The sequence below is a fragment of the Campylobacter sp. CNRCH_2014_0184h genome (assembly GCF_025772985.1).
Classification (GTDB): domain Bacteria; phylum Campylobacterota; class Campylobacteria; order Campylobacterales; family Campylobacteraceae; genus Campylobacter_D.
Genome location: NZ_JAKMTB010000001.1, coordinates 96,529 through 119,536 on the forward strand (window position 1 = coordinate 96,529; position 23,008 = coordinate 119,536).

Annotated in this window: 21 protein-coding genes; 11 read left to right on the forward strand and 10 right to left on the reverse strand. The window is 28.7% G+C overall.

Annotation, left to right across the window (positions count from 1 at the left end):
- Nucleotides 1–39: 39 nt before the first annotated feature.
- Together L8X36_RS00510 and L8X36_RS00515 are read left to right on the forward strand one after the other, a co-directional pair.
- Nucleotides 40–1,380: a class II 3-deoxy-7-phosphoheptulonate synthase gene (locus L8X36_RS00510; RefSeq protein WP_263682113.1), complete on the forward strand. Its 1,341-nt coding sequence runs from the start codon at nt 40–42 to the stop codon at nt 1,378–1,380.
- On the forward strand, nt 1,374–1,703 hold the full coding sequence (locus tag L8X36_RS00515; RefSeq protein ID WP_263668432.1) for a Spx/MgsR family RNA polymerase-binding regulatory protein: 330 nt from the start codon (nt 1,374–1,376) through the stop codon (nt 1,701–1,703). Before L8X36_RS00510 ends, L8X36_RS00515 begins: the two co-directional genes overlap by 7 nt.
- On the opposite strand, the gene L8X36_RS00520 is transcribed toward L8X36_RS00515, so the two are convergent.
- From L8X36_RS00520 to L8X36_RS00555, 8 genes are all read right to left on the reverse strand, one after another.
- Nucleotides 1,704–4,718, reverse strand: coding sequence for an efflux RND transporter permease subunit (locus L8X36_RS00520; RefSeq protein ID WP_263682114.1), 3,015 nt, complete (start codon nt 4,716–4,718; stop codon nt 1,704–1,706). It abuts the gene before it with no gap.
- Between the two features lie 2 nt (nt 4,719–4,720).
- A complete protein-coding gene (locus tag L8X36_RS00525; RefSeq protein WP_263682115.1) occupies nt 4,721–5,461 on the reverse strand; it encodes an efflux RND transporter periplasmic adaptor subunit in 741 nt (246 codons plus the stop codon).
- A complete protein-coding gene (locus L8X36_RS00530; protein ID WP_263682116.1) occupies nt 5,458–6,714 on the reverse strand; it encodes a TolC family protein in 1,257 nt (418 codons plus the stop codon). The genes L8X36_RS00525 and L8X36_RS00530 overlap by 4 nt, the downstream gene beginning before the upstream one ends.
- A 44-nt stretch (nt 6,715–6,758) precedes the next feature.
- Nucleotides 6,759–7,322 carry an anthranilate synthase component II gene (locus tag L8X36_RS00535; protein WP_263682117.1) on the reverse strand — a complete coding sequence of 188 codons (564 nt, stop codon included), beginning with the start codon at nt 7,320–7,322 and terminating at the stop codon, nt 6,759–6,761.
- Nucleotides 7,319–9,067, reverse strand: a complete 1,749-nt coding sequence (locus L8X36_RS00540) for a bifunctional chorismate-binding protein/class IV aminotransferase (RefSeq protein WP_263682118.1) — start codon at nt 9,065–9,067, stop codon at nt 7,319–7,321. Before L8X36_RS00540 ends, L8X36_RS00535 begins: the two co-directional genes overlap by 4 nt.
- Before the next feature lie 8 nt (nt 9,068–9,075).
- Nucleotides 9,076–9,987, reverse strand: a complete 912-nt coding sequence (locus L8X36_RS00545) for an AEC family transporter (RefSeq protein ID WP_263682119.1) — start codon at nt 9,985–9,987, stop codon at nt 9,076–9,078.
- A 9-nt stretch (nt 9,988–9,996) separates the two neighbouring features.
- On the reverse strand, nt 9,997–10,731 hold the full coding sequence (gene fliP / locus L8X36_RS00550; RefSeq protein ID WP_263682120.1) for a flagellar type III secretion system pore protein FliP: 735 nt from the start codon (nt 10,729–10,731) through the stop codon (nt 9,997–9,999).
- A gap of 140 nt (nt 10,732–10,871) precedes the next feature.
- Nucleotides 10,872–13,208, reverse strand: coding sequence for an autotransporter outer membrane beta-barrel domain-containing protein (locus L8X36_RS00555; RefSeq protein ID WP_263682121.1), 2,337 nt, complete (start codon nt 13,206–13,208; stop codon nt 10,872–10,874).
- A gap of 162 nt (nt 13,209–13,370) precedes the next feature.
- On the opposite strand from L8X36_RS00555, the gene glmU reads away from it, so the two are divergent.
- From glmU to truA, 7 genes are read left to right on the forward strand one after another with little or no spacing between them, the layout of a single operon-like run.
- Nucleotides 13,371–14,663, forward strand: coding sequence for a bifunctional UDP-N-acetylglucosamine diphosphorylase/glucosamine-1-phosphate N-acetyltransferase GlmU (gene glmU, locus L8X36_RS00560; protein ID WP_263682122.1), 1,293 nt, complete (start codon nt 13,371–13,373; stop codon nt 14,661–14,663).
- Nucleotides 14,660–15,823 carry a bifunctional phosphopantothenoylcysteine decarboxylase/phosphopantothenate--cysteine ligase CoaBC gene (gene coaBC / locus L8X36_RS00565; RefSeq protein ID WP_263682123.1) on the forward strand — a complete coding sequence of 388 codons (1,164 nt, stop codon included), beginning with the start codon at nt 14,660–14,662 and terminating at the stop codon, nt 15,821–15,823. Before glmU ends, coaBC begins: the two co-directional genes overlap by 4 nt.
- Nucleotides 15,820–16,440: a hypothetical protein gene (locus L8X36_RS00570; protein ID WP_263682124.1), complete on the forward strand. Its 621-nt coding sequence runs from the start codon at nt 15,820–15,822 to the stop codon at nt 16,438–16,440. Before coaBC ends, L8X36_RS00570 begins: the two co-directional genes overlap by 4 nt.
- 1 nt (nt 16,441) lies before the next feature.
- A complete protein-coding gene (gene uppS / locus L8X36_RS00575) occupies nt 16,442–17,110 on the forward strand; it encodes a polyprenyl diphosphate synthase (protein WP_263674584.1) in 669 nt (222 codons plus the stop codon).
- The gene (locus L8X36_RS00580; RefSeq protein WP_263682125.1) at nt 17,107–17,856 is read left to right on the forward strand and encodes a prepilin peptidase; all 750 of its coding nucleotides are present in this window, start codon (nt 17,107–17,109) and stop codon (nt 17,854–17,856) included. The genes uppS and L8X36_RS00580 overlap by 4 nt, the downstream gene beginning before the upstream one ends.
- Nucleotides 17,853–18,878 carry an LptF/LptG family permease gene (locus tag L8X36_RS00585; RefSeq protein WP_263682126.1) on the forward strand — a complete coding sequence of 342 codons (1,026 nt, stop codon included), beginning with the start codon at nt 17,853–17,855 and terminating at the stop codon, nt 18,876–18,878. Before L8X36_RS00580 ends, L8X36_RS00585 begins: the two co-directional genes overlap by 4 nt.
- Nucleotides 18,878–19,612: a tRNA pseudouridine(38-40) synthase TruA gene (truA, locus tag L8X36_RS00590; RefSeq protein WP_263682127.1), complete on the forward strand. Its 735-nt coding sequence runs from the start codon at nt 18,878–18,880 to the stop codon at nt 19,610–19,612. The genes L8X36_RS00585 and truA overlap by 1 nt, the downstream gene beginning before the upstream one ends.
- Here the strand turns inward: truA and L8X36_RS00595 are convergent.
- Nucleotides 19,566–20,444 carry an EamA family transporter gene (locus tag L8X36_RS00595; protein ID WP_263682128.1) on the reverse strand — a complete coding sequence of 293 codons (879 nt, stop codon included), beginning with the start codon at nt 20,442–20,444 and terminating at the stop codon, nt 19,566–19,568. The two genes, truA and L8X36_RS00595, sit on opposite strands and share 47 nt — an antisense overlap.
- Nucleotide 20,445: 1 nt before the next feature.
- Nucleotides 20,446–20,898 carry a methylated-DNA--[protein]-cysteine S-methyltransferase gene (locus tag L8X36_RS00600; protein WP_263682129.1) on the reverse strand — a complete coding sequence of 151 codons (453 nt, stop codon included), beginning with the start codon at nt 20,896–20,898 and terminating at the stop codon, nt 20,446–20,448.
- 109 nt (nt 20,899–21,007) lie between these two features.
- Here L8X36_RS00600 and L8X36_RS00605 point away from each other — a divergent pair, with 109 nt between their 5' ends.
- Entirely contained in the window at nt 21,008–22,255 is a 1,248-nt protein-coding gene (locus tag L8X36_RS00605; RefSeq protein ID WP_263682130.1) for an ankyrin repeat domain-containing protein, read from the forward strand.
- Nucleotides 22,252–22,998: an SDR family NAD(P)-dependent oxidoreductase gene (locus L8X36_RS00610; RefSeq protein ID WP_263678716.1), complete on the forward strand. Its 747-nt coding sequence runs from the start codon at nt 22,252–22,254 to the stop codon at nt 22,996–22,998. Before L8X36_RS00605 ends, L8X36_RS00610 begins: the two co-directional genes overlap by 4 nt.
- Nucleotides 22,999–23,008 lie beyond the last annotated feature (10 nt).

Sequence of the window (23,008 nt, forward strand, 5' to 3'; positions counted from 1 at the left end):
TTGTATAATTTTAGCTTACTAAAATGAGGAAGTTAAGCTATGAAATGGACTAAAGATTCTTGGAAAAATTATAAAATTCAGCAACAACCACAATATCCTGATGAAAATGAATTACAAGATGTTGTTAAAAAATTAGAAAAATTACCACCGCTTGTTTTTGCAGGTGAGGTGGATAAATTAAAAAAATCCCTTGCTAATGTTGTAAATTCACAAGCATTTTTACTCCAAGGAGGAGATTGTGCGGAGAGTTTTGTAAATTTTGGCGCTGATAATATAAGAGATATGTTTAAAATTATGCTTCAAATGGCTATAGTGCTTACTTTTGCAGGATCTTGTCCCATCGTTAAAGTAGGGCGCGTTGCAGGACAATTTGCAAAGCCAAGAAGTAGTGATTTTGAAGAAATTGAAGGAGTAAAGCTTCCAAGTTATCGCGGGGATATTATTAATGGTTTTGAATTTAATGAAAAATCAAGAATAGCTGATCCTAAAAGAATGCTAGAAGCATATTATCAAAGTGCTACAACTTTAAATTTATTAAGAGCTTTTTCAAGAGGTGGTTTAGCGGATTTAAGAGTAGTGCATAAGTGGAATTTGGGTTTTTTAAAAAAAGCAGAGCTTGGGAGAAAATATGATGAACTTAGTGAAAAAATCACTCAAGCCTTAGCCTTTATGCATGCTTGTGGTATCACCGATACTCCAAATCTTTCTCAAACAGCCTTTTATACTTCTCATGAAGCCTTGCTTTTACCTTATGAAGAAGCTTTGACTAGGGTAGATAGTTTAAGTGGGGAAATTTATGATTGTTCGGCGCATATGCTTTGGATAGGTGAGCGTACTAGAAAAGCAGATGAAGCACATGTGCATTTTTTAAGTGGAGTGAAAAATCCACTTGGTGTTAAACTTAGTGCTAATTATGATTTAGATGAGATTAAAAAGCTAGTAAGTATTTTAAATCCGCATAATGAAGCAGGAAGATTAAATTTCATCATTCGTATGGGATGTGATAAGATAGAAAATGCCTTGCCAAAATTATTTAAAGAGTTAAAACAAGAAGGATTTAATATACTTTATAGCATAGATCCTATGCATGCAAACACAGTTAAATCAGGTAATTTTAAAACAAGAGAATTTGATAAAATCATTCAAGAAGTGCGTGCGTTTTTTGAAATAGCTATGAGTGAGGGAGTATATCCTGGTGGGGTACATTTGGAAATGACAGGGCAAAATGTAACTGAATGTGTAGGAGGCTCTTTAAATATCACTCAAGAAGAACTTTCTAAACGTTATGAAACACAATGTGATCCAAGATTAAATGCCGATCAAGCTTTAGAATTAGCATTTATCATAGCAGACTTAGTTAAAAAGGCAAGAAAATGTTAAAATTTTATGGTATTAAAAATTGTAATAGTGTTAAAAAAGCTATGGATTATTTAAATTCTAAGCAAATTGAATTTGAATTTTTAGATATTAAAAAGCTAGATGAGGAAACTTTAGATTTTTGGCTTAGCAAAAGAAGTGTTTTAGAGCTTGTAAATACAGCGGGTATGAGTGCTAGAAAATTAGGCTTAAATAAAGAAAAACTTCAAAATTTAAACCAAGATGAAATTAAAGCAATGATTTTAGAAAGTCCAACACTCATAAAACGCCCATTAATTGTAAAAGATGATGAAGTTTTTATAGCTAAAGAATATGAGAGTTTTTAATTAAATTTTCTCTCTTTGGTAGATTTTTTTAATTTTCACATCTAAATTATGAGCAAATTTAAATAAAGCTGGCACTACTAAAAGTGTAAGTAAGGTTGAGCTAATAAGACCAAATATAATAGCAATGGCCATAGGAGAATTTCCTTCAAAACCAGAACCCCTTGAAAGTGCTAGTGGAAGCATGGAAAAAATCATCGCAAAAGTTGTCATTAAAATGGCTCTTAAACGACTTTTTCCTGCATAAATTAGTGCTTTTTCTACTTCCATACCTTCATCGCATTTTTTATTAGCTACATCTACTAATAATATAGCATTTTTTCCTACCATTCCAAAAAGCAAAATAATAGCTACAAGCACGAATAAAGAAAAGTGATTTCCTGTGATAAAAATTCCAAAACAAGCTCCACCAAAGGCCAAAGGCATGCTTATCATGATGATTAAAGGAAGTATTAAACTTGAATACAAAGAAGCAAGGATTAAATAAATCAAAATCATTCCCAAAGATATAGAAAACAAAAATCCACTAATGGTATCATCTAAAAAGTCCAAAAAACCAGAATAAGCAAAAGATAGGTTGTTTTTTCCTAAAATATAAGCTAAATTGGACTCAAAAATTTTTCTTACTTCACCCAAAGAAATGTTTTCTATGCTTGAAGTGAGTTTTATACTAGTAGTTTTATTGTGTCTGTTAATTAAAGAAAGATCTTTTTTATAAGAAAAGCTAGCAATACTAGCAAGTTTTATACTTTCATTGTTATGATTTTTAAGTTCTATTAGCTCTAAACTAGTTGGATTTTGCTTAAAAGCTTCATCAAAGCTAAGGATAATTTCATCTTTAAAATTTTTATAATCCATATTTCCAACGCTTAAATTTCCAAAGGAATAAGCCAAGACATAAGCAAGTTCTTGAGGGTTAATACCAAGTTTGGCAGCTTTTTCTCTATTGATATTAATAGCAATTTCTTCTTTTAAATCTCCTTCATTATCATCTATAACAACAAAGCCTTCGTGTTTTGAAAACACTTCTTTCATTCTATTAATAGCTTCTTTTATTAGCTTTAAATCATCACCTAAAATTTGAATTTGAACTGGATCTTCAATGCCTGCTCCTTCTATTTTAGGGAGTTCTAAAACTTTTATCTTTAAGTCTTCATAGGAGTTTAATTTTTCTTGAAAAAGGCTAATAAGCTTAGGTTGTCTGAATTTTCTTTCATTTAAAGGTTTTAATTTTACATAAATTTTTGCTTTTTTAATTTCTTTTGCGTCATTATATCCTATAAGTAAATATGCATAAGCAACACTTGGATCTTGCTTTATATTTTCATATACTTTTAAACTTTTTTCTTTCATAGCTTCTAAAGATAAGTCGTTTTTGCTTTCTAATAAAATTTGTATTTCACTATCTTCTTCTATAGGTAGAAAATCCAAGCCTATTTTAGGAGCTAAAGAAAAACATAAAATAATTACAACAAGCGTTGATAGGATAAATTTAATTTTATTAGCTAAAACTTTATAAAGTAGCTTTTCATAAAATAAGTCAAGTTTTATAAATAAAAATTCACTTTTTTTATAAAATGTGCTTTCGCTAGTATTTAAAAATCTAGCACTTAAGGTAGGTATTAAAAATACACTTACAAGATAGCTTATAATCACACCAGAAGCAACGCTAGTAGCTAATACATTAAAAAATAAACCAGGAACTGAATTCATATAAGCAATAGGTATAAACACACACAATAAAACCGCACTAATGCTTAAGACGCTAAAGCCTATTTCTTTGATCCCTTCAAATGAAGCTTGTAAAGGAGGAAGTGTTTTTGCTTTTTTGGCTATACTTTCAATGATGACTATAGCATCATCTATAAAAATTCCTATACTTAAAGTAAGAGCTATAATGGTTAAGCGATTAATATCATAACCTAAAAGATTAATGAGAAAAAAACTAGAAATAATCGAAGTTGGTAAAACAATAAAAGCTAAAATAGTCGCACTGATATTTCTTAAAAATACATACACTATTAAAAGTGTTAAAATCACGCCAAAAACCATATCAAAAATAACTTGATTGATATGTTTTAAGATGTTTTGGCTCTTATCGTAAACTATTTTAATTTCTACCTCATTGCCTGCTATTGTTTGTAGTGTTTTTAAGGAATTTTTGATATTTTCTATAACTTTTAAGGAGTTATAACCAGAAATTTTATTAAGCTCAAGTAATACCCCATCTTTTGTATCAAGTATTGCAAACTGCTTTTGATCTTCTAAGCCATAGCTAATATTTGCTATATCTTTTAAAAATATTCCACTAAAAATGCGTATATTTTCTAACTCTTTTAAATTTTGTGCTTCAAAATATCCTTTGATGGTGAAATTATCTTTTGAATTTTCAAACTCACCTAGATATTGTTTAAAATTATGACTTTGGATGATTTTAGCTACATCAAGTGCATTAATGTGGTATTTTTGCAAGGCATTAGGCAGGAGTTTGATTTGAACTTGTGGTTTTAAAAAGGCTATATCATTGATCGTTCCAACTCCTGAAATTTTTTGTAAAAATGGTTTTATATCATTGTCAATCTTACGCATAAGTTTTAAATGATCTTTGGAGCTTAAAAATAATGATACAACAGATCCTGCATCAGGGGATATTTTTTCTAAGGTTGGCTTTGCTGGAAGATTAATAGTATTAAGTTTATCTCTAATATCATTTGCAGCTACTTCTAAGTTTTTGCCTAGTTCAAATTCAACAACAGAAATAGAAAAATTATTATAACTTGTAGAATTGATATTTTTTATCCCTTGTACATCTGAAATTGCATTTTCTATTTCTTTGGTTATTTTAGATTCTATGAATTTTAAATCCCCATTAGCGGTGGTGGTAATTTTAATCAAAGGAATATCTACTTTTGGATAAAGATTAATAGGCATACTAAAAATAGAAAAAGTACCAAAAATCACCAAAGCGATAAAAAACATCAAAACAGCAATAGGATTATTAATAGCAAAACGATACAAGATTAATCCTTGGTGATGATTTTTCCTTCTCCAAAAGAACCTGGAGTAAAGTTTAAGGCCTCAACTTCTGCATAAATTTTTCGTGTTTTTATGTCTATACTTGGATAAATAAGTGTGATTTTGCCTTGGTATTCTTTTTCATTTGAGTCTATTTTATAAATAAAAATATCATCGATTTTTACCTTATCTTTAAATTTCTCATCAAAACTTAAAAGCAATTTTACTTTTGGATAAGAAAAAAAATCAAATAAAACATGAGAAATTCCCCTAGCTCCATCGCCTATGTCGATATATTTGTTAGAAATAATCCCATCATAAGGTGCTTTTAGAGTTTTTTTATCGATTAAGTCTTTATAGTGTTGTATGTTTAAAAAGGCTTTTTGTTGCAAGCTTTGTGCTTTTTGAAACTCAAATAAAATATTTTCATAACTTTGCTTATCTATAACTTCTTGTACCTTTTTAAATTTTTCTAAAGAACTTTTAGCATGTTCTAGCGCAAGAGTGGCAAGTTTGTATTCATTTTGTGCTAATTTTAAGGCTATTTGCTCGCTAGAATCTTCAAGTTTAAGTAAAACTTGATTTTTTTTTACCTTATCATTAACATTCACATAAATTGCCTTAACTATACCAGCACTTTGCAAGGATAATTTTGATTGATTTTGTGCAAGCACATCAAAACTAGCATAAATTTCTTCAGCTTTTAAAGCGAGTAGAGAAAATAAAGTTAGAAATACCAGTTTCATTCTAAAACCTTTGTTTTTATATCAATTCCAGCTGTAAAATAATACCTTGCTTTTGTAATTTCATATTCATTTTTAGCTAGTTCAAGCTGACTTTGACTTTTGTATTTTAATTCTAATGCATTTAGGTATTCTACATATGAGCAAAGTCCTGCAATGTATTTTTTCTCAATGGCCTCAAAAGCTAAATTAGCTGCTTTGAAGCTCGCATTTAATGCTTTTATTTTAACTTTAGAAATTTCAATTTCTTGTAAAAGATTATCTAGTTCTATATCTACTTTTCTTTTAGTTTTTTCAAGCTCTAATTGAGTGATTTTGCTTGTATATTTTTGAGCTTCTAGAGCTTTTTGATTAGCACCAAAATCAAAAATTTTCCACTCAAAAGCCAAAATAAAACGATTGCTTTGTCCATGTTCTTTTAAAAAGCTTTCGCTTGTTGATTTTAGCTCATGCGGTAATTTAGGATTGTAGTTCATATCATAAAAACTAAAACTATTTTGTAAAAATATTTTTGGAAACAACTCAGCTCTAGCAGAGTCTATTTTTAAATTTTCTAAATTTAATTTTTCTTGCATAAGGGCTATTTCATAGCTTTTGTTTTTTTCTGCACTTGGTTCTTGTAAAATATTTTGAAAAGAAGGCGTAAAATGCGTTTTACTAAGATTATAAATTTCATTTTTTAATTCATATAGTTTTAATTCATTTTGAGCCAATTCATAAGAGCTTAACTCAAATTTTGCTCTTATGCTCTCAAGCTCACTTTGGCTAGCAAGTCCAGCTTGGTAAAAATTTTCTAAGCGCTTGAGTTGATTTTGCAGAGTGATTTCTTTTTGTTTATCACTTGCTATAATACTTTCTAAACTAAGATAATTAAAATACAAAACACTAGCACTAAGCGCCATATAATTTGCCATGTTTTCTTTTTCAAGATGAGCAAGTTGTTTTAGACTTTGCATGCTAGCGATTTTTGCTTCTCTATTACCCCCATCAAAAAGTAAAAATTTAAGCGAAAGAGTACTCATTAGACTTTCTTGGGGTTCTATGATAAAGCGATCTTTGTTTGAGCCAAGATAAGAAACACCTAAATGTAAACTTGGTAAATAAGCATTTTGCACACTTTCTTGTTCTAAAATACTTTTTGAAAATTGAAGTTGCTTTTGTAAGTAATTTTCATTGTTTAAACTTAAATCTATAAATTCTTTAAGATTATTAGCTAGCAAAAATAAAGGCAAGAAAAGTAAATATAAAATTTTCATTTTTAAACTTTTTGTTTTATTATAGAAAATATAACTTAAAGTAATTATAAAGCAAGAAAATTTTTAAGTAGCTTTTTACCATTTTGACTTAGTATGGCTTCTGGGTGAAATTGGATTCCATAAATGTCGTATTTTTTATGTTTTAAAGCCATGGTGATATTATCTTCACTTTGGGCTAAAATTTCACATTTTTTACCTATATGGCTAACATAAAGAGAGTGATATAAACAAATTTTAAAATTTTGATTAAGATTTTTAAAAAGTGGGTTTGGTTTAAATTTTATAGTTTTTACTTTACCATGAGTTGGATTTGGAAGTTTAGAAATTTTACCACCAAAAATATGTGCTATACATTGGTGTCCTAGACAAATTCCAAGAATTTTTTTATCTTTTTTAAAATATTTTATAGCTTTTAAGCTTAGCTTTGATTCTTTTGGAGAATTTGGTCCAGGGGAGATTAAAAGATGAGTAAAATCATATTTTTTAAGCTTTTTTGGGTTTTTAAATTTATCGTTTTTGATGATTTTATAAGTAATATTTAATTCTTTTAAATAAAAGGCTATAGTGTAGGTAAAAGAGTCATAATTATCTATAATCAAAACTCTCACAAAAACACCCTTTTTAAGCCTCTTAAAGAATTAATAGCATAAATTTCTTTAGCATTTAAAAGCGCATCTTTAGTGATATCTTTTTCTTTGATGAGCTTGTGTTTTAAGAGTGCTTGTCTATAAATGCCATTGAGGCAGTTTTTGGCATAAGGAGTAAAATACTCATCATTTAAATTTATGATAATATTAGTTCTTGAACCCTCACAAAGTATGCCTTTTTCATCAAAAAAAACTATGTCATAGCAAATATTTTCTTTCCATAGATGAGAATTTGCTTCATATAAACTACGCAGAGAAGTTTTATGGTGTGTTAAAAGATTTACTTTTACGATGTTTTTACTTATGAGTAGTTTTTTGCTTGAATTTTCTTGTATATCGCTAAAATCAAACTCATAAAGACCATTTTTGAAAAGTTTTAATTTAATAGCTTTTGAGCCTTTTTGAGTAAAATTACTTTTTGTAAAAAAATGATGATGGTTGAAAACAAAATTATTGAAATTTTGTAAAGATTTAAAATGGAATTTTTTATCTTTACTCTCTAGTATATTTTTAAAATCATGCATTAATCTTTGAGTATCAAAGCCAAAAAATTTAGCTGAGTTTAAAATTCTTTGTAAATGTTCTTTGAAAAATAAAATAGAATGATTTTTATAATACATTGTTTCAAACAAGTAAAAGTTAGGTTCTAAAATTTTGCTTTTTAGTTTTAATTCTTCAAATTCATCTTGCTTTTGTGAGTCCCACACAAGCCCACTTCCCACACCATATCTTAAAAAATCATCATTATTTTTTTTCTCTAAAGTGCGTATGGCTACGCTAAATTTTGCTTTGTTTTTATGGATTAAACCTATCGCTCCACAATAAACACCGCGTTTTCTTTGCTCTAAATTTTCTATGAGTTTGATGGTTTCTATTTTGGGTGCTCCTGTGATGGATCCACATGGAAAAAGGGCTTTGAAAATTTTAAAATAATCATTTTTTGGCTTTAATTTTCCTCTTATTTTTGAAATAAGTTGGTGTAAGGTAGGGTAGGTTTTAACCTTAAAAAGTTCGCATTTTAAAGAATGTTTTTTGATGAGTTTTGAAATATCATTGCGTAATAAATCAACTATCATTACATTTTCGCTAATGGTTTTTTCATCGCATTTTAAAAAATTTTTTAGATTTTCATCTTCTTTTGGATCATTTGAGCGTTTGATTGTGCCTTTCATGGGTTTTGTGATAATTTTTTTATTTTTGATTTTAAAAAAAAGCTCAGGTGAAAATGAAGCTAGCTCTAAAAATTCATTTTTCATATAAGCTTTATAAGGGGTATTTTGCTTGGGATAAAGGCTTAAAAAACTCTCATACATATTAAGATTTGATTGCAAATGTAATTCTTGAGTAAAATTAACTTGATAACTTTGACCTTTAGCTATAGCATCTTTAACTTTGTTAAAGTTTTCAAAATACTTTTCTTGGTTTAAATTGGATGAAAAGTTTGGATAAAAGTTTAAATTTTTTTCTTCGCTTGTGAAGATTTTTTTTGATTTAAAAGCAAAAAAATACAAAAAAGGTTCTTTGCTTTTATAATTTTTATCTTCTAGATATTTATAAAATTCATATTGAATATAACCTAAAAAATAATATTGATTTTTATATTTTTCTATAGCTTTAAAAGCTTTTTTGCTTTCTTTTTGAGTGTGAGCTTTAAGAGTGAAGACAAGATTATCATAAAGATATTTTCCAAAGATAGCAAATGCCATTTATATCCTTAGCTTAGAAAATATACCCAAATAGGTAAAGAAATAAAGGCAAAAACTATACCAAAAGCTACAGAACTAACCGCTAAATTCGTATCAAGTTTTGCTTTCATAATCATAGCTGCAACCATTGTCATAGTAGGCATAGCTGATTCAAGTAAAGCAATGATAGAGCTAGGATTTAATTTGAAATTTAAAAGCTTTAAAAGCACTAAAAAGATTAAAGGTGTGAGTATCATTTTACCAAAAATGACTATTATAGTTGCTTTATAAGAAGTTTTTATACTTAAAAAGCCTAAATTTAAACCTATGGCAAAAAGTGCTATAGGTGTGGCACTAGATCCAAGCATACGCAAAGGTTCAAAGATAAAATCAGGAAGTGCAGTAAACTTAAAACAAAGTCCTAAAATCAAAGCAACAAAAGGTGGAAAAGTGAAAACTCTTTTAAGATTTTGCAAAAAGCTTACCTTTTGCTCGCTAGCTAAAGAGATGATAAAGGGAGCAAGTAAAGCTACGGGCAAAGAAGTAGCAAGCGCATCATAAAGGATAATCTCGCCCAAAAAATGAGGATCTTGATAAATTCCACTAATGATAGGTATACCTACAAATAAAGTATTTCCAAAGCTAGAAAGTAAAAAAATACTTACAAGAGTGCTTTTGCTAAATTTAAAGCAAAGAGCTAAAAATACACAACATAATGCTGAAACAATAGCACAACCCAACCCAAGCAATATAATAACAATCAAAGAAAAATCAAAATTTAAATGATAAGCACGCTCAAAAATCAAGCAAGGCAAGGCAAAAATAATAGCAAAATCTAAAAAAGCGCGCGCTTGTTTTTGTTTTAAAATTTTGATTTTTTTAGCAAAATATCCACCAAAAAGCAAACAAAATATACTAAATAAGGAAGAAAAAATATACATTTTATTCTGCTAAGTTAAAAAGCTTTTGACTAAATTTTGTATGAGTAAATTCCATCCATCTACAAGCACAAATATCAAAAGTTTAAAAGGCATAGAAATCATAACAGGAGGTAGCATCATCATACCCATAGCCATTAATACCGAGCTTACCACCATATCAATAACCAAAAATGGTAAGAAAAGTAAAAAGCCTATTTCAAAAGCAGTTTTAAGCTCGCTTATCATAAAGGCTGGCACTAAAACTGTTAAAGGCACATCATCTATGGTTTTTGGATTTTCTAAATTTCTAATCCTATAAAAAAGCGCTAAGTCTTTTTCCCTAGTGTTTTTTAGCATAAAATCTTTAAAAGGCTTAACGCCTTTAGCAAAAGCTTCTTCATAACCTATTTGTTCAGCGATATAGGGCTTTATACCTTCATTGTATGATTTTGTAGCCACAGGCTCCATAATGAAAAAAGTTAAAATCAAAGCTAAGGTAACCAAGATAGTATTTGGTGGCATAGTTTGAGTGCCAAGAGCTGTTCTTAAAAAAGAAAACACTACAACAAGTCTTAAAAACGAAGTCATTACAAAAACAATGGTAGGCGCAAGAGCTAGTATGGTTAAAACTATGACTATATTTAGGGTTGTTACGAGTTGTTGTGGGTTATTTGGAGCACTAAGACTTAAATTTACAGTTGGTATGGTTGCTTCAGCGCCTAAAAGAGCCAAGCTTGATAAAAATAAAGCTAGTAAAACCCTCAAAATATTTCCTTGGTTAAAATTAAAAGCGTTATTTTAGCAATTTTACTCTTAAAAATGCAATTTATATGATCGAATTAACAGTTTATTTTTAAAATGCTAGAGTTTTTGCTCTAGCATTTAAGGAGTTTCTCGAAAGATTTTTAGAATTTATATTTAAAACCTACTTGACCACTTACATAAGTTTCATTTTTACCATCTGTTTTTCCAGCTAGTATTTGTTTAGCTCCAACACCTGCATTTAAGCTAAATTGTTCGTTAATATCTACATTACCACCTATAATGATTTGTCCATAGGTTTTTTTCTTGTCATTTCCTTTGATGATAAAATTTGAACTTGAACCAACAAAGCCAGCTACATAATCATCTCCATTATTCATTACATATTGTTCTATTTTTGGAGTGATAAATAAATATGATGTTTCGCTCATGTATTTTCTAAGTTCAGCACCAAGTTCTAAACTAATAGAATTATTTGTCATACTTTGAACTTCTTTTGCAAACATACCACTTTCTTTATAACTTGGGGTGTGTGCGTAGTAGTAATTTATACCAGCAAAAGGCTTGATGAATAATGATGATGAATTTGGATTAAAAATTCTACCAGCATTAGCGCTTAAACCAAAAAATTTACTATCAAAATCAGCATTACTAGAATCACTTAACATCGCTATGCTTTGATCTGTTGGAGAAATTTGTCCATAAGCTTTTAGATTAATTTCCCATTGATCATTTGGATTAATCAAAGAATAAATACCAAATTGGTAGTTATCTGATTTTTGTTCCATAACTCCATCTTTGATAGTTGAATCAGCATAAGTAAAGTAAAAACCAAGCAAAGCATTATCATTGATTTTTCTATCAGCACCTAGTGTAAATCCATATAAAGCACCACTATCTCCATCTATGATATTTGCACCACCAAAAACATTACCCCAAAAGCTATTATTAAATGAAGAATTTCCATAATAATTATAAACATCACTTGCTAGTGCTGCTATATGGGTTGTAGCAAATTTTTCTACTAAAGTTTTATCTTGATAAGGATTTGAAAGTTTTGCTATTCTTGTTCCAATTGCTAGGTCATTTGCTACACCTATAGATGAATTAACAGAAGAATTTTGAGCATTATTTACTATAGCTTTTGCACTTGCTTTTGTATTTGTGGTAAGTGTGTTTAGATTTTTTCCTGTGGTATCTAGAGTGAGTGCTGCGATAGCATCATTGCTAAGTTTAGAATCTAAAATACTATTTAGCATATTTACAGCTAAATTTTTATTTTCTAAGCTAACATCTTTCATATTTTCAACTAAATCACTACCATCAAATTTTCCACCATTATTTTGTATATCTTGGATTTGTTGTTCTAATTTTTTAATTTGTTCTTGCAGTTCTTTTTCTGCTTGTGCTATGGCTTCAAGCATAGCATCATCGCCAATATATCCTGGTTTTTGGTAGGAATTTTTGTTATATTCTTCATCATATTCTATATTCTTTTTTATATTCTCAAAAGTATCTAAGGCTTCTTTTCTAATATCAATTTCAGATTTTAATATTTTTGATAAATCTCTTACATTTTCATTAGCACCACCGCTAATTAAAAGACTTTTGCCATCATTAGAAACACTAAGTTTATAATCTGTAAATTGAGCTAAATCAGTATCTTCAAAAAATACATTTTTTGGAAGTAAATTACTTGTTTCAAGCATGCTTGTTATATCTTTAGTGTATAGTGCTGTTACTATGTTTTTGTCAATATCTTGGTTGAAATTACCTGTAGTTTTTATAGCTACATAGTTGTTTATACCTAAATTTGAAACACTATTTGTGCTTATACCTATAGCTGAATCTTTTATATTTACATCTCCATCTACAGAGATTAAGCCACCTTTTTTATTCGCATCAAATATACCAATAAAAGAATTATTTACATTTAAATTTCCTTGTATGCTCATATAGCCATCTTTTTCGCCATATCCATTCCATACATCTAAACTAGGTCTATCAAGTTCTTCGTTGCTTATATTATCATTTGTTATAGGTGAGCTGCCTTTTAGTGTAACATTTCCTTTTATGTTAAAAGCTTTATTTGCTTCTAAGGTAGCTCTATCAGAATTTAAAATGATTTCTTTTGCTTCTAAATTAACACTATATAAATCATATTTTGCTTCATTAGTTGAAGTGCTACCTACATCTATCCAGTCTGAATCAGATCCTATGGTTAAAACGCCACTTGTTTTGATGTTAAATTCATTTATAGGCTTATCATGATTTTCTCCACCATAGTATGATTGAATATCTGAAGGGCTTATTTTTAATTCTATATTTTCTTTAGAATCTAAACTCCAAATTCCATCTTTATAGTTAAAAAAATCAGAAAAATTTCCATGATTTATCTCTTGAGCTAAAGCAGCACCGCTTAATAAAGCACTAATGCTAACACCCATTAAAACTTTACTTGTGTGATAAGAAAGTTTCATTTGATTACTCCTTGTAAATTTAAATTGAAAAAAGCATTATACCCCCCCCCATAAATTTAAGTTTAAAGTAAATGAAAATCTGTAAAAAACAAATAACAACTAGTAAGAATTTTTACTTTAGCTTGTTAAAATAAGCAATAATTTTTAAAACAAAGGTAAATTATGAAAATTTCTGTGCTTATTTTGGCTGCTGGACTTGGCACGCGTATGAAATCACAAAATCCAAAAGTGCTTCAAAAAATTTGCTCAAAAGCAATGATTTTACATATTTTAAAACAAGCATATAAAATTAGTGATGATGTATGTGTGGTGCTTTCTCATCAAAAAGAAAAGGTTGAACAAGTTGTTTTAGAGTATTTTCCAAATACACGCTTTTTAGAACAAGACTTGCAAAATTTTCCAGGTACTGCAGGGGCTTTAAGGGGTTATGAGAGTAAGCATGAAAAAGTGTTGATTTTATGTGGCGATATGCCTTTGGTTAAAGCAGATGATTTAGAAAAAATAGCTTTAAATGAGAGTGATTTTAATGTGGCAGTTTTTGAGGCAAAAGATCCAAAAAGTTATGGAAGAATAGTTTTAAAAGAAAATAAAATTCAAAAAATAGTAGAAACAAAAGACGCAAGCAAAGAAGAACTTGCTATAAACATTTGCAATAGTGGTGTTTATGCTATAAAAGCACAAATTTTAAAAGAAGTATTGCCTTTGATAAAAAATGATAATAAAGCTAAAGAGTATTATTTAACCGATGCGGTTTATTTAGCAAAAGAAAAGGGCTATGAAATCGATGCGGTGTTTGTAAATGAGCAAGATTTTATGGGGGTAAATGATAAAATTGAGCTTTGCCTAGCTCAAGATCTTATGCAAGAAGCGATTAAAAAAGAATGGATGAAGCAAGGAGTGATTTTTCACATGCCTGCGACGACTTTTATTTCAGATGAAGTTGAGTTTGTAGGTGAGTGTGAGGTGTATGAAAATGTGCGTATAGAGGGAAAATCAAAAATCATTAATTCTATCATTAAAAGTTCAAGTGTGATTGAAGATAGTATAGTAGAAAATAGCGATGTAGGGCCTTTAGCGCATTTGCGTCCAAAATGCCAGCTTAAAAATACCCATATAGGAAATTTCGTAGAATGTAAAAATGCTTTATTAAATGGAGTTAAAGCAGGGCATTTGAGTTATTTAGGAGATTGTGAGATAGATGAGGGGACTAATATAGGTTGTGGCACTATCACTTGTAATTATGATGGGGTTAAAAAGCATAAGACCAAAATAGGTAAAAATGTTTTTGTGGGTTCAGATACGCAATTTATCGCTCCGGTTGAGATAAAAGATGAGGTAATCATCGCAGCAGGAAGCACTGTGTGTAAGGATGTAGAAAAAGGCTCTTTGTATATTAATAGAGCAAAGACGCAAATTATAGAAGATTTTTACTATAAAAAACTAGGTAAAAAATGAAAACAATCTTACTAGCAGTAAGTGGAAGCATAGCCTTTTATAAAGCTTATGAGCTTATTTCTTTATTAAAAAAAGAAGGTTTTAGGGTTAAAGTTTTACTAAGTTTGGGAGTTTTAAAATTTGGCACTAAGCTTAGCTTTGAAGCTTTAGCGGATGAAGTTTTATGTGAAGATAATGAAAGTTGGCAAAATACTAATAATCATATAGCTTTTAGTAAGACTTGCGATTGTGTGCTTTTTGCGCCTGCTAGTATAAATTCTATTAATAAATTAAACTATGGTATAGCAGATAATTTATTTATTCAAACTTTAATAGCAGTAGATAAAAATAAACCATTTTTAATCGCACCCGCTGCAAATACAAACATGTATTTACATTTTAGCACTCAAAATTCTTTAAAAAATTTAAAAGAGCAAGGCTATATTATCATTGATCCTATAGTTAAAACTCTAGCTTGTAAAGATGAAGGCTTAGGAGCTTTGGCTGAGCTTGATAGTATTATAAATGCTTTAAAAAGAAGTCTAATGCAGGAAGATTTTTTTAAAGATAAAAGTTTTATTGTAAGTGGTGGTGGCACTAAAGAAAAAATTGATGATGTAAGATGTATTAGTAATTTTTCAAGTGGAAAAATGGCAAAGGCGGTTGCTGATGCTTTATATTTTTTAGGTGCTAAGGTGGTGCTAATTAGCTCAGTAGAGTTTAAAACACCTTATAAATTAGAAAAATTTGAATCTTCTTTAGAACTAAAAGAAAAATTGCAAAAATACAAAGATTTTGATGCTTTAATTATGGCTGCTGCTGTGAGTGATTTTACTCTTGAGGCTTACAAGGGTAAGATTAAGAAAAATGAGCATTTAAACGGACTTGATTTAAAATTAAAGCTTAATGAGGATATCTTAAAAAATTTAGATTTTAAAGGCAAAAAAATAGGCTTTAAAATGGAATTTGATGAGCAAAATGCTTTAGAAAATGCTAAAAAATCTTTAGTTAGTAAAAATTTAGATATGGTGTGTTTAAATGTCTTAAATGAGCAAATGAACTTTGGAGGTGATGAAAATAGCATTTGTTTTATCACTAAAGATAGTATTTCTCAAAGTTCTAAACAAAGCAAAGAAAAACTTGGCTTTATTTTGGCACAAGAATTAAGGAAACTTTGGTGAATATCATCAACTCAACTTTACCTGTAAGAATGCAAATTTTGGAAAAACGTGCATATAATCGCTATGTATTGCTTTTAAACACTAAAAAGCTTGAAACAAAAAGTTTGATAGAGCTTGAAGTAGGGGAGGAGTATTTAGCTGAAGTTTATGAAAATAAAGGCGTGATTTCTTTTAAAAATCTTTTGAAAAAGCCTAAAATTAGACTTTTTGAAGAGGGAGTTGAACTCATAGAAAAGCTTTTGCAAGAAGGTGATGAGAAAGCTTGGTATAAAAAATTCATTATTCAAAGGCTTATAGAAAGTAAAAGCGCATATGAGTTTGAAATTTATAAGGAAATGTTTTTCGCATTTTTTGAAGGAATTTATCATATACCTTTTGTTTATGAGGGAAATAGGGCTTTGTTTGAAGCTAAGAAAAATGGAAATATTTTAGAGGTGTATTTGTATTTTGAAATTTTTGGTGCTTTAAAAATTATAATTGATAATGGTAAAATCACACGCATACAAACACCTTTTGCCAAAGTAGCGCATTTTTTAAATGAGTATTTTAAATTTGAAGTAGTTAATACGCTTAATCCTATGTTTGTTTTTAAAAGATTGATGGATATAAAGGGATAGAATGAATGAGTTAAAACATCTTGCTGTGGTAATGGATGGCAATAGAAGATGGGCTAGAAAAAATGGACTTTTAGAAAAAATTGGCTATAGTCAAGGTGCTAAAGTTGTTGAAAAAATCATAGAAGTATGTATAGATGAAAAAATTCAAAATTTAACCCTTTATGCTTTTAGTACAGAAAATTGGCAAAGACCAAAAGAAGAAGTGGAGTTTCTTTTTAAACTATTAAATAAATATCTTGATGAGTCTTTAAATAAATTTGTAGCCAATGAAGTGCGTTTTAAAGCCATAGGAAATTTAAGTCTTTTAGATGAATTAACCTTAAAAAAAATACAAAATTTTCAAGAACAAACTAAAAACTACACAAAATTATGCGTTAATTTGGCTATTTCTTACGGAGGCAAGGATGAAATAGTTAGAGCGGTTAAAAAGGTGATTGAAAAAAATCTTGAAATTAATGAAGCAAATATACAGGCAAATCTTGACTTAAGCGAGGATGTGGATTTGTTTTTAAGGGTAGGGAGTGCCAAAAGAATTTCAAATTTTTTATTATGGCAATCAAGTTATGCAGAAATTTATTTTAGCCAAACCTTATTTCCTGCACTTACTAAAAAAGAAATCGCAAATATCATTACTGAGTTTAAAAAACGCAAAAGAACCTTTGGTAAATGATATTTTTCTTTTTATTACTAGGGCTTTGTATGGGTTCTTTTGTCAATGTTTTGATTTTAAGAACGATTAATAAAGAAAGTATAATAAGTCCAAGATCAAAATGTCCTAAGTGTCTTAAAACTTTGAAATTTTATCATCTTTTTCCTTTGTTATCTTTTGTATTTTTAAAAGGTAAATGTGCTTTTTGCAAAGAAAGAATTTCTTTGATTTATCCTTTTAATGAATTTATTTGTGCGTGTTTGTTTTTCTTTGCTTTTTATTTAATCGAAGATCTTTTTCAAATTTTAATTTTTGCTTGTATGCTAGCTATATTATTAGCGCTTTCTTGGATGGATTATTATTTAAAAGCAGTGAGTGAGCTTTGGCTTTGGATTTTATTTATTTTAGCTTTTTGTTTTGATTTTTTACAAAATGGCTTAAATTTAGAGGATTTTCAAGATAGCTTTTTATTTCGCGTGTGTTTTGGGGCGGGGTTAATTTTCATACTAAAAAGTGTGATTAATTTTATTAAAAATTTTAAAAAAAGAGATGAAATTTTAGAAAGTTTAGGGGAAGGTGATGTTATAATAATAGCTTTGATTTTTGGAATTTTTGGCTATGAAAAAGGCTTTTTGATTTTGTTTATTGCAAGTTTTTTAAGTCTTTTGATGTTTATAAAAATAGCCAAGAAAGATTATCAAATGCCTATGATTCCTTTTTTATTTTGCGGAATTTTGATTAATCTAAGTATAGAAAGTATATTATGAAGCTAGTTTATAAGTATTTGCTTAATCAGTTTTTAAGCACAATGTTGTCTTTATTTTTTACTTTATTTATTATTGTTTCGATTATATTTTTTATACAACTTGCTAAAATTACTGCTTATATTGAAATTACTTTTTTTGAATTAATCAAATTATATATTTTTCTTTTACCAAAGATATTGATTTTTACTCTACCCATATCTTTTTTCATAGCTTTGACTTTGGCCTTTTATAGACTTTCTAGGGAAAATGAAAGCACGGTGTTGTTTGCTTTGAGTATAGCTCCAAGCATGATAGCAAGTTTTTTTGCAAAAATTGCAGCTTTGGTAAGTGCTTTTATGCTTGTGGTGGTTTTGGTTTTTATACCTATATCTTTTGAACTTTTTGATAATTTTGTAGATTATAAAAAAATTAGCGCTAAAGTAAGCATAAAAACAGGAGAATTTGGACAAAGATATGGGGAATGGCTTGTTTTTATTGATGCTAAAAATTCTGATGAAACTTATAAAAATATCATAATGTATCATCCAAAGAAAAATCTACAAGATAAAGAACAAGTGATTTTAGCCAAAGAAGGAAAGTTAGAAACAAATGATGGGGTTATTACTTTTAAGCTAGATGAAGGAAAGGCTTATGAGATTAAAGAAGAAGATTGGCATATTTCTAGTTTTAAAAATTTATTAATTAAAAGCAAACTTTCTTCTAAAGAATTAAATACTCAAAGTTTTTATGGGTATTGGTCTGATGTAACAAGCAATAAAGAAAAAGCAAAAGAATTTGTTATTTATATTCTTATAGCTTTATTTCCTTTAGCTAGCGTGCTTTTTGCACTCTCTTTTGGTATAGTAACTTATCGTTATGAAAAAGGTTTTGCTTATTTTGGAATTTTTGTGATTATTTTTGCTTATTTTACGCTTTTGATTAGTTTTTATAATCCTCCTTTTGTAGCTATTACTGTGATTTTTTCAAGCTTTTTAATTACTTCTTTGTTTTATTTTAAAGCAAAAATTGCAAGTAAGTATTAATGCTTTTAAAATTAACTTTTTCTTATGATGGTTCTAAATTTCAAGGTTCAGCTACCCAGCCACATAAGCTTAGTGTCCAAGATGCCTTAGCACAGGCCTTGTCGCATTTGGGTATTTATGAAAAGCCTTTATTTGCTTCAAGAACTGATAAAGGTGTGCATGCATTTAATGCAGTCGCTTGCGTTAAAGCGGGAGAACATTTTAAAGATTTTGTATATTTAAAAAATAAAATCAATCATTTTGCGCACCCATTTATACATATAAAGCATATCCAAAGAATGCAAGAAAATTTCCAAGTGCGTTTTGATGTGCAAAAAAGAGCATATCGCTATATTATAAGTCATGAAAAATATAATCCTTTTTTAGCTTCTTATGTGCATTTTTATCCAAAAATAAATATTAAATTAGCCAAGGAAATTGCATTTTTATTTGAAGGAGAGTATGACTTTAAACTTTTTCAAAAAGAAGGCTCTGATAATAAAACAAGCATAAGAAAAATGTATAAAACTAGAGTCTATGCTTATAAAAATTACACTGTGTTTTATTTTGAAGCAAATGGTTTTTTAAGATCGCAAATTAGAATGATGATGGCAAGTATTTTAAAGGTATTAGAAGGAAAAATGAGCCAAAATGAGCTTTTAGAACAAATTAATGCTAAAAAAGCTCATTGTAGATTTTTAGCTCCTGCTAGTGGTTTATATTTGAGTAAGATTTCTTATTATAATAATGCATGATTTTTTTATGTATAAAAAATGAAAAAAGAATGATTAAAGTCCCCATACAAAAAGGTAGCAGCTCTACATCTACTCCAAAAATACTCATATTGATAAAAATACTTATAGGTATAATGGCATTATTCATCAAGGCTAAAACCCCACTATCTACTTCCGTAGAGCCTTTATTCCATAAAAAATATCCAAACCCTGAAGCAATAGTCCCAAGATAAATCAAGGCTATCCAAGAGCTTAAATTGGATGGTAAATTATTATAATCTCCAAAAAATAAAAAAGCAGGTAAGGTTATACTGGTTGCGCCTAAATAAAAATAAGCAAAGGCTTCTTTTTGGCTTAAATTTGTATTTTTTTCTAATAAAATTTTATAAAAACTTTGTCCAGCACCAAATACTAAATTAGCTCCTTGAATAAGTAAAAATCCATATAAAAAATTAGAGTTAATATTATCAAATTTAACTACAAAAGCACCCATAATGCATATAAAAATACTTATAAAATATAAATATCTAAGATTTTTTGAAAAAAGCCCATAAAAAAGCACAACGTAAAAAGGTGTAAAAATCGTAAAAAGCGCTACTTCGCTTACACTTAAATATAAAAAAGAATGATAATAAAATAAATTCATCACGCCAAGTTGCAAAGCCCCAATGCTTATGAGTTTTAGTTTTAAATGCAAATTTAGCTTAAAATTTAAAAAAGGTAAAAATACCAATAAAGATAAAAAAACTTTTGCAAATGCTGCAAAAAAACTATCCATTTCTAAGGTAATAAAATGCCCAATTAATGGAAAAGAAAAAGCCCAAATAAAACTTGCTAGCAATAAGCTTGGCATTTTAAAGTACGCCTTCTAATTTAAGTAAAGCCTCTTTGATAAATAAACCACCATTGTATCCACCTAAGTGATTTTTAGCTACTACTCTATGGCAAGGTATAAAAATTGCAAGTTTATTTTTAGAATTTGCATTGCCTACTGCTCTAAAAGCTTTTGGATGATTGATAAAAGAAGCAATTTCTTGATAAGTTTTAGTTTGTCCATAGGGAATTTTTACCAAAGCTTTATATACCTTTTGTTCAAATTCGCTTCCCTGAAGAGCTAGGGGAGTGCTAAAAGTAAAAAGCTTTTTGTTAAAATAAAGGTCTAGTTCTTCTAAGGCTTGTTCTAAAACAGGGTGTTTATCTTTGGTAAAATCAGGCTTATATATAGCAAAATCAACATTAATAAGCTTATCTTTATCACTTTGTAAAAGAATATAAGCAAAACTAGCTTTATAAAAACTTTGATACATATTTTTCCTTATTTAAAAGCAAGCATTGTATGAATTTTAAATTAATTAATTGTTATTAAAGCAAAAATTTAGTTAAAATAGTGATTTAATTTATATTCAAGGAAAATATTTGAAGATTTTATTATTTAGTTTGATTATAAGTTTAAATGCTTTAGCTTTGGATTATACTTGTGAGTATGTTAAGGAAAATAAGGCTGATTTTTTCAAAGAATTTGAGCCAAAAAATACACAAGATTTTGCTCAAGTGGATTTAAACTGTGCTTTTTCTTTAAAAAATCATCAAATCACAAAAAGATTATATGAACTTGCTAATGAAATTAGAGGAAGCAATAGTGCTTGTATGGGTGGAGAATACTTTAGTGATTTGAGAAAATTTGATTTTAAATTATTAGAAATTGCACTTGATCCACAAGGCTATCAAAAGACTTTACAAGATCCTATAATACTTGAAGAAAAATTTGCAAAATTAAAAGCGTATTTTAGATATTGGGCTTATCAAAGCATTGGAAATTTTAAACTTTTTAAGGAATTTTGGAAAGAATATAATAATGCGATTAACCCTCTAACAAGATATTTTCAAAAGGAATTTAATTTAGATAAAGCAAGTGCAATTTATTTTGCTAGTAATGCTTTGAATGAATTTTTAAACTGGGCAGTTGGCGAGACTAAAATCTTTAAAGATATTTCAGATTTTGAAAAATTTGTAGCTAATAAAAATAATTCTTTGGAGCAGATTAAAGAGTATATTTATACTAAAAAAATTAGTAATTTAGAATTAAACAATGGTTTTAAATCAGCCTTGTTAAATAATAGAGAAAGTGAGATTATAAGAGAATTTATTAAATTGGGTGTAAAAATAAATGAAGGTTATGAGTCTGCTTTATTTTTTGCACTAGATAATGCAGAAAATGTTAAGCTTTTGCTTGAAAATGAAGCGGTGGTTGATTATAAAAATTCTTTTGGAAAAACACCTTTGTTTTATGCTGTTGAATATAACAACTATAAGATTGCCAAGCTTTTGCTTGAAAATGGTGCAAATGTAAATCAAAAATACATTAATGATAATGAAAAACTTTCTATTGCCAGTATGGGAAGCAATACGCCATATTTTATCACCTTATGTGCGCTTGAGCACACTTCTAAAAATATCTTTATGCATGGAGCAAATTATGCTGATGTAAAAATGCTTAAGTTGCTTATAGATTATAAAGCTAATTATAAAGAAATAGATGATTTAGGATTTAATGCTCTTGATTTTGCTATCATTGCAAAAAAAGAAGAAAATATTAAATTTTTAAAAAAACTTGGTTTAAAAGAAAATGAAAATTTGATGTTGTATGAAGAGGCTCAACCATGAAAATTGCTTTAATAACAGGGGTAAGTTCAGGTTTTGGACTAGAGAGTTTAAAAGCCTTAATAGAACTTGATTATAAGGTTATAGCCATAGCAAGACGTAAAGAAAGGTTAGAAAAACTACAAGAGCTTTATGGGGATAAAATTTATCCTATCGTGCTTGATGTTAGGGATAAACAAGCGGTTTTTACAGCAATTGAAAATTTACCTCAAGATTTACAAAATATTTCTTTACTTGTTAATAATGCAGGTCTTGCTTTGGGTTTAAATGAGTTTGATTCTTTGGATATTGAAGATATTGAAGCCATGGTAGACACTAATATCAAAGGCTTTTTATATATAGCAAGAGCTACTTTACCTTTACTTAGAAAGGCAAAAAATGCTCATGTGGTTAATCTTGGTTCAATTGCGGCAAATGTGCCTTATTATGGAGGTAATGTTTATTGTGGTACGAAAGCTTTTGTGGCACAATTTTCTAAAGCTTTAAGAACAGATTTGCGCGGAAGTAATATAAAGGTAACAAATATAGCTCCAGGGCTTTGTAAAACTGAATTTAGTGAAGTGAGATTTAAAGGTGATATTAAAAAGGCTGATGAGGTTTATGAAAATACTAAATATATTAAAGCTGAAGATATAGCAAAAATTATTACTTTTATTATTAGCTTGCCTGAGCATATTAATATTAACGAAATTGAACTTATGCCTGTGACTCAAACATGGGCAGGAACTTTTAGCGAGAAAATATAAAAACTTAAGG

Coding starts and splice junctions, on each gene's coding strand:
- L8X36_RS00510 (WP_263682113.1), top strand. CDS start 40: ATGAAATGGACTAAAGATTCTTGGAAAAATTATAAAATTCAGCAACAA.
- L8X36_RS00515 (WP_263668432.1), top strand. CDS start 1,374: ATGTTAAAATTTTATGGTATTAAAAATTGTAATAGTGTTAAAAAAGCT.
- L8X36_RS00525 (WP_263682115.1), bottom strand. CDS start 5,461: ATGAAACTGGTATTTCTAACTTTATTTTCTCTACTCGCTTTAAAAGCT.
- L8X36_RS00530 (WP_263682116.1), bottom strand. CDS start 6,714: ATGAAAATTTTATATTTACTTTTCTTGCCTTTATTTTTGCTAGCTAAT.
- L8X36_RS00540 (WP_263682118.1), bottom strand. CDS start 9,067: ATGGCATTTGCTATCTTTGGAAAATATCTTTATGATAATCTTGTCTTC.
- L8X36_RS00545 (WP_263682119.1), bottom strand. CDS start 9,987: ATGTATATTTTTTCTTCCTTATTTAGTATATTTTGTTTGCTTTTTGGT.
- L8X36_RS00555 (WP_263682121.1), bottom strand. CDS start 13,208: ATGAAACTTTCTTATCACACAAGTAAAGTTTTAATGGGTGTTAGCATT.
- glmU (WP_263682122.1), top strand. CDS start 13,371: ATGAAAATTTCTGTGCTTATTTTGGCTGCTGGACTTGGCACGCGTATG.
- coaBC (WP_263682123.1), top strand. CDS start 14,660: ATGAAAACAATCTTACTAGCAGTAAGTGGAAGCATAGCCTTTTATAAA.
- uppS (WP_263674584.1), top strand. CDS start 16,442: ATGAATGAGTTAAAACATCTTGCTGTGGTAATGGATGGCAATAGAAGA.
- L8X36_RS00580 (WP_263682125.1), top strand. CDS start 17,107: ATGATATTTTTCTTTTTATTACTAGGGCTTTGTATGGGTTCTTTTGTC.
- L8X36_RS00585 (WP_263682126.1), top strand. CDS start 17,853: ATGAAGCTAGTTTATAAGTATTTGCTTAATCAGTTTTTAAGCACAATG.
- truA (WP_263682127.1), top strand. CDS start 18,878: ATGCTTTTAAAATTAACTTTTTCTTATGATGGTTCTAAATTTCAAGGT.
- L8X36_RS00595 (WP_263682128.1), bottom strand. CDS start 20,444: ATGCCAAGCTTATTGCTAGCAAGTTTTATTTGGGCTTTTTCTTTTCCA.
- L8X36_RS00600 (WP_263682129.1), bottom strand. CDS start 20,898: ATGTATCAAAGTTTTTATAAAGCTAGTTTTGCTTATATTCTTTTACAA.
- L8X36_RS00610 (WP_263678716.1), top strand. CDS start 22,252: ATGAAAATTGCTTTAATAACAGGGGTAAGTTCAGGTTTTGGACTAGAG.